Below are 15283 nucleotides of genomic sequence, written 5' to 3'. Positions count from 1 at the left end.
ATCGCGGATCGCAGTAATCACCGGCGAGGACTCACACACGAAAGCTGATCGAAAAAGGGTAGTGGGGCAGTGGAGTCGAATCGACACCAGCGTACTCGCGACCGGCCGAATCAATCGCTCGAGAACCGAAGGCGCTGGCGAAGTCCCGAACTGGGCTGTCTCCCATAGAACCCCTCTTTGTCTTCGAACGTCACCGACTCGAGCGGGTTATTCCGTGCCAAAAAGATTTATTCCGTCTCACCCCGATGGGGTTCGTATGAAAGAACCGCGCGACGAGTTACAGGCCGACGACGAGCACTTCGAAGCGCCCGACTTCGACTCGGTACCCGCTCCAGAAGACCTCGTCCGCGGCGATCGAGCGCGGGACGACTTTTTCGATGCGGTCCTCGCACTCGACAGTCCGGCGACTGCGAACGACGTGGCCGATCTCGCGGGTCACGGTGTCGACGCCGCGCGCGAGTACTTAAACTGGTTCGAACGGATGGGGATCGTGAGACAAGTCACGGAATCGCCGGCTACCTACGAACGGAACCAGGAGTACCTGAACTGGCGGCGCGTCCAGACGCTTCGGAACGAGTACGCCACCGAGGAACTTCTGGACCTGCTACGGACGGAATCGGAGCGTGCGGAGACATTGGCGGAGGAGTTCGATACTGCAGTACCAGCCGACATCTCGATTGCACGCTACGCCGAGGGAACCGACCAATCTATCGAGGCCGTCTGGGAGCGTCTCACCGCGTGGCAAACGGCTCGTCGTCGCGTGGCGCTTCTCGAGCGAGCGCTCACGACCGAGTCCGGTAACGTCGCTGATCTACACTCGGCGGTATGACCGGCGTCGACGAGAACGCGTCCGACTCATTTGGCGGCGCTCCAGTCGACTTCGACCGGCTCGGCGTTATTCGAGAGCGACTCGCCGCTGCGGACCGTTTCGAACGAATCGAGGATCGGCCGACGTTCGCTCCAGAGCGGTTAGTTTGCGTGTACGACCAGCGATTCTACCCTGAGCGAGTTCGTACTGCTCGTCTCGACGTCGTCTGGTTCGAGAACAGAGATTTCTCGCTACACTATCACGAGGAACACGAAGCGGGCGAGTTCGATCACCGATGGGACAGACACCCGTCCGATCACAATACTCGTGACCACGTCCATCCGGGGCCCGACGCACCGACACCCGGTGACGACACCTCGCACCCAGCAGACTGGCGGGACGTTCTCTCGAGGGTCCTGTCGGAGATCGAAGAGCGACAGCGTTGCTTCTGGAAGACGGCGGATGAGTAGTCTCCGATAAACCGCCCGATTCCCAAATACTTCGTCGGTCGGTAACTGCAGCGGCGACGCTCAGCATTCGATCTGAGGTAGGGACCACTACCGACATTTTCGTAAGTACTAATTAGACAATTGACAAGAATCCAATATGATTGAACTATCTCGGCGTCAGGCCATCGGGACGATCTGTGCCGTGGCAGGGGTTCCGGCCGGCTGTCTCGGGAGAAAGGAACCCGAACCACGCGCTCCGTTTTCCGGAATCGTTGTTCGTAATTTCCACGACGAACCACACCACCTGGAGGCGACGCTGATCCGCAACGAAACGCAGGTCCACAACTCGAGTCACGAACTCCCCCGAGCGGAAGGGCGCACCTGGACGGAGGAAAACGTCGATGGCACCTGGGGCGACGCCAGCGGCGCTCTCGAGGCCGAGGTGACCGTCGATAACGGAGAGACACACACGGATCGGTACACCGACGAGAATTGGGGGTGTTTCGCGTTTGGCCCGACCATCACAACCGATGGGGAATACGAACCCTGGCATACTAACGCGAAGAGTACGGACGAATCTGACTCCGATTGCGATATTCTCGGGTAATGTCGTCGTCAAACGCCTCGGCTCTCGAACCACGGTGTGCAACTCATTGAGTCCTGATTTCTGCGAGGTGGTATCTTGAAGTGTGGGTTACGACTCGAGATAGTGACTACCAGAGTGATACACTTGGTGAACGAAGTCACGTCCTTCCGTGATCTCTCGCGATTCTCAACAGTGCTGCAAAAATTGAGCCTAGGACTGTAATGTGTCCCCAAGGGGACAGCGCCAAAAAATTACAACGCCCTCACCCTGCTTCCGCACGCATATCTCGAGTTGAAGCACATGAAATGGTGGTTGCCGGGTGCAGGCTTTATACCGGATTAGTATGTACGATCTCACATGGCTTTCAGGATCATTGGAATAATCGCATTCGTGCTTATAATCCTCTTAGTACTACTACTCTTTTTCGTGGGTGGTCCTGAAGAATGGGCCGAATCTCTCATTCAGACCCTTACGTAACTTGTAGAGGGCGAGTAGTGTCGGTACATTTGATTTTTCAAATGGAGTGCCAATCAAATCATCAAAAAACAGTACGAGATATAGAGTCTGTGTTCACTAACAGGGTAATTGCCTCCTGAGTACGTTCCTCAAACAAAGAGCTTATTTGGAATCCTCGAGCGGGTCGAGTTCACTCGCATCGAACTCATCGTCGAGATACGCCTTCCCTTCATCAGTAATCGTGTAGAGGCCGGTAACAATCTGCTCGAGTAGCCCGTGGCGAGCGAATTTCTTGCAGCTACGGCTCGCGTGGCTACTGGAGGGGCCACCGAACTCCTCGACCGGCGCGGGGGTCAGATTACCGCGTTCGCGGAAGATCTCGAGGATTCGGTCATCGGCGGTCGTGCGCAGAGATCCAGCTAACTGCACTCCGAAGACAACGGCTGTCTACGGTCGGAATCGGCCGCCGAGTGCTCAGCTACGTCGACGGGCGAACAGCAACCCTCCGACGAGCACGGCAGCGAGCGTCCCAACGACGCCGAATCCGGGAGCGGAGTCGTCGTTCTGGGAGTCGGTGTCGCCGTCGGTGCCCGAGGCGTTGTTTTCGCCTTCGGTGTCGTCACCGGCAGTTTCGTTGTCGGCAGTGTCGCCGCTGGGACTCTCGTTGTCGGCGGTCTCGTTCGCAGCGGATTCGTTCTCCGATGCGTTGCTTTCGTTGTCGGTAGTACCCTCGTCACCGGTCTCGGTGCCGTTATCAGCGGTATCGTCACCAGTGGTCTCGTTCCCTGAAGCGCCGCTCTCGTCAGTTGACTCGTCGTCGGTCTCGCTATCGTCCGCGCTATCGGTTACGGCGAGCGTTCCCGACTGTTCCTCGTCACCGGCGGTGACCGTCCACTGATTGTCACCCTCAGAGAGGGCAACCCCTTCGACGGTGATCGTGACAGACCCATCCTCGTCGGCACTGGCGGTCACTTCCTCTCGTATCTCCTCACCATCGATCTCGAAGACGACATCGGTCGTGACCTGCTCGTCGCCTGCTGCGGCCACGGTGACGTCGATCGTCGCCGATTCGCTCGTCTCGACCGAGTCCGGTGCATCGACCGTCAACTCGAGGTCGGCAGTGGCGTTTTCGTCGCCGTCCTGAACGGCCGCGGTTGCTGCACCCGCGGCGACTGTCGACAGAGCGAGCATCGATACGATCATTACTGCGGTGAGTACGGTCCATCGCGTTTCTCGAGTCGTCGTTTCGAATTTCATGGGTGTTGAATTGCTGTCTGAGCGGATGTCCATCGAATCGTCGGTATCGGCTGCAGTACCACGCCGTCACCCCCCGAGCACAGTACGGCGGTTCGCGGCACGCGTTGACACAGCGAGCCCAGCGAGTGATTTCAGTCGGCGGCGGCCGTCTTGGAATGGGGTATACGACGGGTGCCGTTTCGAGCCACTTCGTCTCGAGTCAACGCCGTCTTCATATCGCTACTGCGGTCGGTCCGAATCTGCGAGGGTGATTATCCGTGCGTTCTGGATCCGCTGTCTACCGCTTTTCTTGTCCTCTCCCGGTTATATTTATAATCGAGTTAGCTGTGGTTTCTGCGCTCTTTCACTCCAAAAATATAGTGTAATGACACTTTCAAATAACGGAACTGTGATCCGAAACTGCAACGGTCTCGTTCTAGAGCGTCTATGCCTGATTACCGGGAGATAGCGATCGCATTCGCCGGTCAGATGGATACAGCGGGCTAGCAGAACTATAATAAAAAGTCTCTGTCTCCGAGGTATCGCTCACATGGGATCATTGCAGACATCTCGACGATCATTGTTGACAGCCACAGCCAGTTTCGCACTCATTGGCGTCGCTGGTGCAAACGACGGATCCGAAAGCGACAGCTCGAGGGAATCGTATCAAATTCTCGAAGGCACCGATCACGAAACGACGGTGTATCGGACGACTGCAAGTGCCGACGGGCCGACCGTAGTGGTCGTCGGCGGAATGCACGGCAACGAGGTCGGAGGGTACGAAGCAGCGAGCGCTATCGCTGAGTGGGATATCGACGCTGGCACGCTCGTCACGATCCCCCGAGCGAACGCCGAGGCCGTCGAGCTCGGGACGCGAAGCGGCGACGACGGTATCGATCTGAACCGTCAGTTCCCCCAAGGCCAAGAGCCGACGACCGACGTCGCTCGAGCGATATGGAACGTCCTCGAAAACCACGATCCCGACATCGTTATCGACCTCCACGAGTCGATCGGCATCTACGCCGGCGGCCCCGTCGACGGCGTCGGACAGGCGATTTTCCACTCGGACGGTGCCGAGACCGCGACCGATGCCGACCAGGCTGCCGACACCGTGAGCCAAAACCTCGTCGATGAACCGGCGCTCGAGTTCACGACTGATACCTTCGCCGGGCCGGAAACCGAACCGAGCGGATTGCTCGTCCACAAGGCCGCACGAGACCTGGACGCCCAGTCGTTCCTCATCGAAACCCTCTCGCGCGGTCCTGCCCTCGAGACGCGCGTTCAGTGGCACACGCGGTTAGTCACGGATCTTGTTGAAGAGGGACTGTTCGAAGCCGAGACGACGCCCGAGGATTCGTCTGATGAAACAGCGGACGGTTCGTCTGACGAGACAGCGGGCGACGCCGATGACTCGTCCGATGAGACGACGGGTGCTGGCTCCGACGGCTCGTCCGACGAGACGGCGAACGACTCCGACGACGAAGTCATCGAACAGTGTCCGGCAGGCGACGCCTGAGACCGCCACAGATCCGTCGTCCCTGACGGCACGCAATAGGTGCCACGTGACGATATCGATTCGTTTCTCGTCTTCGGCTCGGATCTCGGACAACTGTCTCGAGCAGGACCGAGCCGCCTCGTCAACTGGACCGAGAGAGCGGCTTGAGAATTGTTTCACACCCGAAAAATCGCACCGCCCGTTTCGATTACTCGGAGGTGGCCGATCGATCGAGCGCTCGGACTAGCTCGGACGGTTGTGCGTTGCTACGACCGTTGGAGATCCCGAAATCGTGGTATTGCTCGAGGCGGGACGGACGAGACGGCGACGAATTATCTGTTCAGCCGACAGTCACGCATTAGATATACTACAATAATAGTTAAATTTATGATTGCGTGTAGCATCCGGAGAGACGATGTCTGAGAAAGACAAACACGATTTACCGATAGCCGTGGATCGACGAGGGTTCGTCGGCGGAATCACATCGATGATGGCGGCGGCAGCCTTCTCGGTATCCGTTCCGGAAAGAGTCGCCGCACAGGTAACGGACGGTGACGACGCGTCCAGACAGACGGTTACCTCGCCCGATGGCACCGTCGAGGCGACGGTCGACGTCGCGGACGGAGCACCGACCTACAGCGTCGCTTACGACGGGACTACGGTCATCGACGATTCCGGACTGGGCTTCGAGTTCCAGGGACAGGCCGATTTCGACGACGACATCACCGTCACCGGCAGCGAGCGATCGACGGTCGACGAGACGTGGTCGCCGGTCTGGGACCAGTACGACGAGATCCGAGAGCACTACGAAGAACTGCGCCTCGGCCTGGCCGAGGAGGCCGACGGTCGCGCACTGACCCTGGAGTTGCGCGTGTTCGATGACGGCGTCGGGTTCCGCTACGTCTTTCCGGAAGCGGGAGGCTTCGGGGATTTCGTCGTCGCATCCGAGCGGACCGAGTTCGCCTTTGGAGACGACTATACGTCCTGGTGGATCCCAAACGACTTCAACAGCTACGAGTACACGTACAACGAGACGCCTCTGAGCGAGATCGGCGGTCAGAGCGACTTCGGCGGCGCGCACACCCCGATCACGATGCGAACCGACGACGGTCTCTACCTGAGCGTTCACGAGGCGGATCTCGTCGACTACGGGGCGATGGCCGTCGAACCCGCTCGAGACGGAGCGGCGACCTTCGAGTCTTCGCTAGCGCCCCTGCCCGATGGGTCGAAGGTGTCGGCGTCGGCGCCGCACCGAACACCCTGGCGGACGATCCAACTGGGCGAGCGACCGGGCGATCTCATCGAGTCGAATCTCATCGTCAACCTCAACGAGGACTACGACCCCGACGAGTTCCCGCAGGGCGTCGACTGGATCGAGCCCCAGAAGTTCATCGGCGTCTGGTGGCTGATGATCACCGGCCGCGCGGACTGGGAGTTTACGGGGATGCAGTCGGGCAATCACGGCGCTCAAACCGGACGCGTCAAACAGTACATGGACTTCGCCAGCGAGCACGACATCCCGAGCGTGCTCGTCGAAGGGTGGAACCAGGGCTGGTCGAGTTACCCCGACGGCGGCGGTGACGCCTTCGACTACACCGAACCCTATCCGGACTTCGACCTCCGGGAAGTGACCGACTACGGGCCGAGCCTCGATCCGCCGACCCAGATGACGATGCACAACGAGACGGCGGGAGGGTTCCAGAACTACGAGTCCCAGATCGACGACGCGTTCGACCTGTACGACGACCTGGGTATCCGCTCGATCAAGAACGGCTACGTCAACGATGACGGGAACCTGGGCGGGGAGGGTCACAACCACCACAACCAGGTGCTGGTCAACCACCACCACCTCGTCGCGCGGACGGCGGCGGCGAACCGGCAGATGCTCGACGTCCACGAGCCGGTCCACCCGACCGGTCGCCGCCGAACCTACCCGAACCTGATGACCAGCGAGGGCGTGTACGGTCAGGAGTACGACTCCTTCGGCCACGTCCCGCCCGCACATCACGTCACGTTCCCGTTCACCCGGATGCTCGGCGGTCCCGTCGAGTACACGCCGGGGATCTTCGACATGGACTCGGGCTCGGGCGGCATCGAGACGACGCGGGCCAAACAGCTCGCGATGTACCCGACGTACTTCAGCGGGCTACAGATGGCCGCCGACCTGCCGAGCTCTTACCTCGCCGACCAGCCGGCGACGCTCGGCGTCGGCGACGTCGCACAGGCGGAGTGGGCCGCGCTCGAGGGGGTCGCGACGGCCGCCAGCTGGGCCAACGCACAGGGCGAGCAGTACGTCGAGTTCGACCCCAACAGCGTCGACGCCGGTTCGACGGTCTCGTGGACACTCGAGGGCGTCAACGCCGGCGAGTACGACCTCCACCTGCGGTACGCCAGCGACGGCGAAGACAACGCAGTTCCGGCCGACGAACCTCGGACGGCCACCGTCACGGTCGATGGAGCGCCCGCGGCGACGGTCACGTTCCCACCCACCGACTACTGGGACGTCTGGGACGCGGTCTCGACGGCCGTCACCGTAGACGAGGACGCCGAAACTGTCGGCGTGGCGCTGACCGAGGGCGACACCGGCGGGTTCAACCTCGATTCCGTCGCGCTCACGGACGCCGGCGACCCGATGCCCGAACCGGAAACCGCGCCGATTCGGGGACCCACCGTCGACGAGTTCCAGTTCATCGAAGACGTTCCGGCCGCCGGCTGGGACGACACGCGCGTCCTCGAGTCGGCCATCGGCGAGTACATGGTCACGGCCCGGAAGAAAGACGACGAATGGTACGTCGGCGCGATGACCGACGAGAACGGCCGCGCTATCGACGTGTTGCTCGACTTCCTCGACGAAGCGCCGGGCGAGCGCAAGGGCCATAAAAAGGGCAACGGGAAGGGACCGAGCAAGGGCAACGGCCGTCACGAGCACAACGGAAACGGCCGCGGACGGGGACACACCAAAGGGAAGTACGTCGCAGAGATCTACTCGGACGGCATCGAGGCGAGCTTCGACGACACCCTCAAGCCGGTTCGCATCGACAGGGCGATAGTCGACGCCGACACGACGCTTCTGGCATCGATGGTAGAGTCGGGCGGGACCGCCGTCCGACTGTACCCGGCCTCGTGGGAGGAAGTCTCTGAGTTACCGGTCTACGAGCGACCCACACAGGAACTCAGCGTCGACATCGCGGACGAGGCGTTCGTGCGAGAGCCGTTCGTCGAAGCGACGGGGTCGAACCGGAGCGACTACATCGGCGGGCGAACCGTCGAACTGGTCGTCGACGGAGAGACGGTCCGCACGGTGAACGCCCGCTTCCCGCCGAACTCGAGCGACGAGACGTACGAGTTCTCCTACAGCATCGATCGGTCCGGAACCTACGACGTCGAAGTGGAGACGAGCGACGGCGAGACGATGGCCGCGAAGACGGTAACGGTCACGCCGCCGGAGACCATCGCCACGCTCGAGGACCCCGAGGGCGACGATCACGGTCCCGGAACGTACACGTATCCCACCGCCGACGCGTATCGGCCGGGCGCGTTCGACCTCCGATCGGTCTCCGCAGCACAAACGCCGAGTCTTGTCCAGTTCGAGCTCGAGGTGGAGAACCTCTACGACGTGTGGGGCGGTCGCTTCTCGCCGCACTTGTTCTCCCTGTGGGTTCGCGATCCAAGCGCGAGCGGCGGCGCGACCGAAAGCCTCGACGATCTCGGCGCGAACGTCTCCTTCGAGCGACCCTGGCACTACCGCCTCCACGCCGGCGGGTGGTCCATGGCTGCCGTCGATGCCGGCGGGTCGACGCTGACAGACGACGACGGAAGCACCATCGCGCCCGAGACCACCGTCGACTTCGAGGCCGACACGGTCACGCTGACTATCGACCGCGACGCCTTCGGCGGAACCGACCCCGCAGACCTGGAGATCGTCGCCGGCGTCGGTTCGGCGGAGTACAGCGCCTTCCGCCCGGTGGAGGAGACCGCCAGCGGTCACCGGTTCGGCGGTGCGAAAGCCGGTGCCGTCGAAAACGCACCGCTGCTAATCGACGTCACGACACCCACCGACGTCTCCCAGGAGACGGCGCTCGAGTACACGGCTGAGGAACTGGCGACGGTGCCGTTCACGTCCCTCGATCAGGGATAGCCTGAGCCAGTTTTTCCCGAGTTGAGGAGGGAGAGCGGAACTCCTAGAACGACCACCGCTCCGGGACAGACCCAATAGACGAACACGAGCGGCTGTACGATTCGAACGGTGTCTCGAGCCTTCTCCTCGAGCGAACACGAAGCGTTCCAAAAATCGTGAATCGGAGCGTCGCTCAGTCACGGGAGACGCAAAACGGCTTCCGAACGACAGCGGAAGGGGTTGATTCGAACTGTGTTCCCCGGTCAGTCCGCACTCTCTCGCGGCTGCGGTGGGTTTTTGGAGACGGAACGGCGAGCCACGAAGACGAGCGCCACCACCGTCAGCAGCGCCGCGACCAACAACAGTTCCGTTCCCGCAGAGAACCCGACCAGAGACGCGACGTCGGCGTAGAACGTAAAGAGGAGAAACGCCGGGAAGAGAGTCCCGATCGCGTATCGCCACGGGATCGCAAGCGGGCGCGAGAGCCGCCCCGCCCCTTCGAGGTACTCCTCGATCGCGGCCGGACCGAGGACCCAGGCCGTGTACACCATGAACCCGGTCAGGCCGAGTACCAGGAGGAGATCGACGAGGTGGTTCGCGAACAGCGTAAACACCGCGGGGCTGAACGCGTTCACGCCGCCGGTAACGGCGACCAGCGCGAAGAGTCCTCGGGTCGCCCGCGACCGCTCGATATCGAACTCGTCGACCAGCAGCGAAACCGGAATCTCGAGCATACTGATCAGGCTCGTCAGGGCAGCGAGGAGAACGACGAAGAAGAAGACCGCACCGAGGAGTCGCCCGCCGGGCAGGCTCGCGAACGCGCCGGCGATCCCGACGAACAGGGCGCCCGGGCCGCCCCCGGTCGGTCCCGGCGCGAACGAAAACAGCAGCGGGAACACCACGAATCCGGCCAGGATGCCGATACCGAGGTTAAACACCGCGATGACCGAGGCGTCGAGGGGCAGCGATCGGTCGTCGTCGACGTAGGAGGCGTAAGTTATCATCGTCCCGCTGCCGATCGAGAGGGTGAAAAGCGCCTGACCGGCGGCCGCTCCCAGCACCGAGAGGAAGTTCTCCGCGAGGTAGGCGCCGTCGAATCCGAGGTAGAACTCGTATCCCTGTACGGCGCCGGGTTGTCGGGCCGCCCAGATCGCGAGTCCGACGAGCAACACGACGACGCCGGGTATCATTACCTTCGTCGTCGCCTCGATGCCGCGTCTGATCCCCGCGGCGACGATCAGCGACGTTGCCGCGAGGACGGCGAGTTGGTAGCCGAACGCTTCGGCGCCGTAGCTGATCGCCGCGAAATGGGCTTCGGGAGCCGCGAAATACGCGCCCGTCGCGCTCTCGAGGAAGTACCGAAGGATCCACCCACCGACGACGCTGTAGAACGACATCAGCATGATCGAGGTGACGACACAGAGCGCGCCCAACGCCGTCCAGAAGCGGGAGCCGCCGAGCGATTTGAACGCCCCGACGGGGTTCAGGTTCGACTGGCGTCCGATCACGAACGCGGCCAGCAATCCCGGGACGCCGACGACGAGGACGATGAGTAGGTACAACAGCAGAAAGGCGCTCCCGCCGTTCTCCGCGGTCATCCAGGGGAACCGCCAGATGTTCCCCAGTCCCACCGCGCTTCCGACCGCGGCCAAGATGAATCCGGCGCGACTCGCCCAGGTCTCACGTACCATCCTGTCTCAGGAAACCGACTCGGCGTGCATAAGAATTGTTTATCGGTGGCCCGGCTCGTTCGTGCGAACTGGAACCGCCGAGTTCCGAAGCGACGGTTTCTCACGATGGGATTTCCGCCCACGAGAGCGGTGAACCGAAATAGAAGACAGCGTTCGAGCATCACAGCCCGATCAACGACGAACAACTCGTAGGAACGTTTCCGGACGACCCGTAAGTAATTCGCGTCGCAGTGGGAGCCGTGACGGCGATCGACGAGCGGCTCTGGCAGATGGAATAAAGCTCAGCGAAGGCGACAGAACGACTCGCAGATAGCTCAGCGGAGGCGACCGAACAACTCGTAGTCGTGATCGGGGGTGTACCGCCGGAAGAGCAGGCTGTTCGAGAGCACCGACACGCTCGAGAGCGCCATCGCGCCGGCGGCGAGGACCGGCTGGAGCAGGCCGAGACTCGCCAGCGGGATCATCGCCGTGTTGTACCCCAGCGCCCACACGAGGTTCTGCTTGATCTTCGCGAGCGTCGCCTCGGAGATGCGGATCGCCTTCACGACGTCGACCGGGTCGTCACGCATCAGAGTGACGTCCGCGGCCTCGATGGCGACGTCGGTGCCCGACCCGATGGCCGTCCCGACGGAGGCCACCGCGAGTGCGGGTGCGTCGTTGACGCCGTCTCCCACCATCATCGCTTTCCGACCGCCGTCGGGCCCCTCGCCGCTGTCCTGAATGGCTTCCACGGCGTCGGACTTGTCCTCGGGCAGGACCTGGGCGCGGACGTTCTCGGGGTCAATGCCGACCTGCTCGGCGACCGCGTGGGCCGTCCGCTCGTTGTCGCCGGTGATCATCATCACGTCGACGCCGCGCTTGCGAAGCTGGCTCACGGCGTCTTTCGCGCTCTCCTTGACGGTGTCGGCGTCGGCGACCACGCCCACGAGTTCACCCTCGTCCGCGCCAGCCGGCACGCGGGCCACCAGCATCGCCGTCTTCCCCTCGCTCTCGAGGCGTTCCATCGTCTCCTCGGCGGGCGCGGGGTCGATCCCGTTGTCCCGGAGGAGCTTCCGGTTGCCGACCAGCACCGCGTCGCCGTTCACGGTCGCTTTGACGCCGTGGCCGGGGACGTTCTCGAACTCGTCGGGATCGGTCACGTCGACGCCGCGATCTTCCGCTCCGTCGACGATGGCGCGGGCGAGCGGGTGTTCGCTCCCGCTCTCGGCGCTGGCCGCGAGCCGGAGCACGTCGTCCTCGTCGAGTCGCTCGCGTTCGCTTAGTTGTCCGCCGTCGGGAGCCGGCTCTCCGCGATCGCCGGCCCCGTCCGTTTGGTGCGCGTCAGCCCCACCGTCGAAGACCTCGACGTCGGTTAGCTCCATCTCGCCTTTCGTGAGCGTCCCGGTCTTGTCGAAGACGACCGTGTCGACGTCCTTCGCCCGCTCGAGGACGTCGCCGCCCTTGAACAGGACGCCGTTTTGCGCGCCGAGAGTCGTTCCGACCATCGTCGCGGCCGGGGTCGCGAGTCCGAGCGCGCAGGGGCAGGCGATCAGCACGGCCGACGCGAAGACGACAACAGCGAACTCGAACACCGAGACGCCGCCGCCGGCGACGGCGGGGCCGCCCGCGACGAGCCCCCACAGCGGGAGCGCGTCGACGAAGCCCGCGAGAGTCTCGGGAAACAGGAACCAGACGACGCCCCACAGCAGGGCGTTCGCGATGACCGCGGGGACGAAGTACGCCGAGATGCGGTCGGCGAGGTTCTGAATGTCGGGCTGGCGGGACTGGGCCTCCTTGACCGTTTGGACGATCTGCTGGAGCGCCGTGTCCGAGCCGACCTTCGTGGCCTCGACGAGGAGAACGCCGTTCTCATTGATGGTCGACCCGACCACCTCGTCGCCCTCGCCCTTCTCGACGGGGACGGACTCGCCGGTTACCATCGACTCGTCGACCGCCGACTGCCCGTCGACGACGACGCCGTCGGTCGGGATCTGTTCGCCGGGGCGCACTTTCATCCGATCGCCGACTTCGATGTCTTCGATCGGAATCTCTCGCTCGTTCCCGTCTTCGTCGACGACCGTGGCGGTGTCCGCCTCCATCTCGAGGAGTTTCCGGAGCGCCTCGCCGGCCTGACCCTTCGAGCGGGCCTCGAGGTAGTTGCCGAGCGTGATGAACACGAGGATGAACGCCGCCGTGTCGAAGTACAGTTCGCCGGCGATCGCGCCGAGCAGGACCGCCACGGAGTAGACGTACGCAGTGGTCGAACCGAGCGCGATTAGCACGTCCATGTTGGCGCGGCCGTTCTTGACGAGCGCCTTGTAGGAGTTCTCGTAGAACGGCTTCCCGAGTACCACCTGCACCGGCGTCGCCAGCGCGAACATGACCCAGCCGGACGGAAGGCCGAAGAGTTCGTCTCCGACGAGTCCGAGGTCGAACAGGTGATCGGCCATGAACACCAGCAGGGGCAGGGATAGTACCGCGCCGAAAAGCGTCAATCGGAGTTGCCGACGGATCTCTTCTTGCCGGGCGGTTTCTCGAGCGTCGCCACCTGAGTCACCGTCCTCGGCATCCCCGTCCTCCCGGACGGGCGAGTAGCCAGCGTCTTCGATCGCGTCGTAGAAGTCGCTCGGGCTGGCCTCGGCCGGATTGTACGTGACCTGGGCCTCGTCGGTCGCGAAGTTGACGTCGGCGTCGACGACCCCCGGCGTCTGCTTGAGTGCGCCCTGGACCGTCTCCGAGCAGTTCGCACACGACATGTCCGTGATTCCGATCGTGACCGAGTCGGTCACCGGCGTGTAGCCGGCGTCCTCGATCGCGTCGAATATCTCGCCGATCGAGACCGTCTCGGGGTCGTACGTGACCGACCCCTCGTCGGTGGCGAAGTTGATGTTCGCCTCCGAGACGCCGTCGAGCGAGCCGACGGCTTCGGAGATGGTTTGCGAACAGTTCGCGCAACTCATCCCCTGAATGTTGATCCGGCTTTTTCGCTGGCTCATTATCTGTACATACGGGTCCCGTATTCAACCGGCTTTCCCTTTCAGAAGTTCAGTATTCGCGGCGCTTTAGTTTCGAATCCAAAGCGAGTCGGAACTGCACCCGCTCAGTCGGCCCCCTGTTGAATCTGATCGTACTTTTCCGCGAAACGGGCCTCACAGGACGGACAACAAAACTGGTACAACTCGCCGTCGATCCGGGTCGCCGTTCCCTCGTCGTCGACCGTATTCCCGCACTGCGCACAGGAGAGAGCGAACTCCGTGCCGCCCAGATCGGGTGACCAGTCGACCCCGGAGAGAAGCGTCACTTCGAAGTCGTCGATCGTTCCCTCGTCGAGGGTGTCGAAAAGCCAGCTCGCGATGTCGTTGTCCGGGACTCTCGCCGAGACGATCAGGTCGGCTTCGGCCGTCGTGAACACGTGTTCCACCTCTCCCTCCTCCAAGAGGATCGCTCTGGTCGACGCGACGTTCGGGCCAGCCTGTGCGAGCTCGAGCGTAATCAGGACCGAAATCCCGCCGCGGAGTTGCGAGCGATCGATGTCGAGCGTGAACCGATCGATGACGCCCGTCTCCTGCAATCGGTCGATCCGATCCGACACGGCCGGAGCCGAGAGCCCGACGGCCGCCGCGATGTCGCTGTACGGCCGGCGAGCGTTCGACAGCAGTAATTGGAGAATCTCGAGGTCGGTTTCGTCCAGATCGGTCATGGGAGAACAACGGCTTCGTATCACTAAATCTCTACGGCAATTACATTTCGATTGTAAGGTTGTAACGCGGCTACCCCAAATATATCAAAGGCTGTTCGGGTGAGAAAGCGGGGAGCGTATGCCCGAAGGATGACTGACACTCCGAAGAGGGAGACGGACTTCGAGAAGTGGAGCGGACAGATTTCACCTCGCTATCTCAGTTCTCAGACTCGCCAGCGATCAGGTTGCAGGTATCGACTACAATGGATTCCAATCCGCCGTCGACCGGTTTTGGCAACGAGTCTTTCGGCCAGAAGATCGAAACGCAGTCGACACCGTTCCTAAAGCCCCGCCCGAACGCCGACCGAGTTACCCGATCGTGAGCACTCGATCGGCGGTCGTGACGACCTCGAGGAGATCGTGCATCGTCGAGATCGGACAGACTTCGCTTTCGTCGCTCCCCCGGATTTCGAGACAGGTTCCGCAGGCCAGTAACTCGCCGCCGGCGTCGGCGAACGCCTCCATCCGATCGCGGACGTCGAACTGATCGTCGGTTATCTACTCGGCTTCGACGCCGTCACCGAGGAGGAAAACGGAGACGTCTTTTCCGCTCTCTACCGCGGTTATTCCGAAGCGAAAGGCGTTCCACGCGCGTTCGGGATCGCTGGTTTCGAGTACGATTCCGATCGTTTCGACATCGTCTGCTGACTCGGGCATATATTGTACTACTACCCCAATACCACATAATGCTGTCGCCTTTCGACGTGCCGTTCGACAGCGTTCGTCG

At 62.3% G+C, this 15283-nt stretch carries 10 protein-coding genes and 1 pseudogene; 5 read left to right on the top strand and 6 right to left on the bottom strand.

What is annotated here, in order from left to right; genetic code table 11:
* Positions 1–256: 256 nt before the first annotated feature.
* The 3 genes from BM348_RS17015 (at position 257) to BM348_RS17005 (ending at position 1864) form a co-directional block, all read left to right on the top strand.
* A complete protein-coding gene (locus BM348_RS17015; protein WP_092906740.1) occupies positions 257–829 on the top strand; it encodes a DUF7342 family protein in 573 nt (190 codons plus the stop codon).
* Positions 826–1278 carry a hypothetical protein gene (locus tag BM348_RS17010; protein WP_092906738.1) on the top strand — a complete coding sequence of 151 codons (453 nt, stop codon included), beginning with the start codon at positions 826–828 and terminating at the stop codon, positions 1276–1278. Before BM348_RS17015 ends, BM348_RS17010 begins: the two co-directional genes overlap by 4 nt.
* 136 nt (positions 1279–1414) lie before the next feature.
* Positions 1415–1864 carry a hypothetical protein gene (locus BM348_RS17005; RefSeq protein ID WP_092906736.1) on the top strand — a complete coding sequence of 150 codons (450 nt, stop codon included), beginning with the start codon at positions 1415–1417 and terminating at the stop codon, positions 1862–1864.
* A 597-nt stretch (positions 1865–2461) separates the two neighbouring features.
* Here the strand turns inward: BM348_RS17005 and BM348_RS17000 are convergent.
* Complete coding sequence (locus tag BM348_RS17000; RefSeq protein ID WP_245779520.1) at positions 2462–2728, bottom strand: ArsR family transcriptional regulator; 267 nt, start codon at positions 2726–2728, stop codon at positions 2462–2464.
* A 45-nt stretch (positions 2729–2773) separates the two neighbouring features.
* Positions 2774–3556, bottom strand: coding sequence for a PGF-CTERM sorting domain-containing protein (locus BM348_RS16995; protein ID WP_245779519.1), 783 nt, complete (start codon positions 3554–3556; stop codon positions 2774–2776).
* Positions 3557–4118: 562 nt separating this feature from the next.
* On the opposite strand from BM348_RS16995, the gene BM348_RS16990 reads away from it, so the two are divergent.
* Complete coding sequence (locus BM348_RS16990; protein WP_245779518.1) at positions 4119–5051, top strand: succinylglutamate desuccinylase/aspartoacylase domain-containing protein; 933 nt, start codon at positions 4119–4121, stop codon at positions 5049–5051.
* A 394-nt stretch (positions 5052–5445) separates the two neighbouring features.
* Positions 5446–9168, top strand: a complete 3723-nt coding sequence (locus tag BM348_RS16985) for a glycoside hydrolase family 97 catalytic domain-containing protein (protein ID WP_092906732.1) — start codon at positions 5446–5448, stop codon at positions 9166–9168.
* 242 nt (positions 9169–9410) lie between these two features.
* Here BM348_RS16985 and BM348_RS16980 read toward each other — a convergent pair whose 3' ends face one another.
* The 4 genes and pseudogenes from BM348_RS16980 to BM348_RS22310 all read right to left on the bottom strand — a co-directional run bounded on the left by BM348_RS16980 (position 9411) and on the right by BM348_RS22310 (position 15213).
* Positions 9411–10838, bottom strand: coding sequence for a sodium-dependent transporter (locus BM348_RS16980; RefSeq protein ID WP_092906730.1), 1428 nt, complete (start codon positions 10836–10838; stop codon positions 9411–9413).
* 314 nt (positions 10839–11152) lie between these two features.
* Positions 11153–13813: a heavy metal translocating P-type ATPase gene (locus BM348_RS16975; RefSeq protein ID WP_092906728.1), complete on the bottom strand. Its 2661-nt coding sequence runs from the start codon at positions 13811–13813 to the stop codon at positions 11153–11155.
* A gap of 104 nt (positions 13814–13917) precedes the next feature.
* Positions 13918–14517 carry an AsnC family transcriptional regulator gene (locus tag BM348_RS16970; protein ID WP_092906726.1) on the bottom strand — a complete coding sequence of 200 codons (600 nt, stop codon included), beginning with the start codon at positions 14515–14517 and terminating at the stop codon, positions 13918–13920.
* A gap of 348 nt (positions 14518–14865) precedes the next feature.
* Positions 14866–15213: pseudogene (locus BM348_RS22310) on the bottom strand (DsrE family protein).
* Positions 15214–15283 lie beyond the last annotated feature (70 nt).

Source organism: Halostagnicola kamekurae (assembly GCF_900116205.1).
GTDB lineage: Archaea > Halobacteriota > Halobacteria > Halobacteriales > Natrialbaceae > Halostagnicola > Halostagnicola kamekurae.
This window is presented reverse-complemented; position numbering and strand designations above follow the sequence as displayed.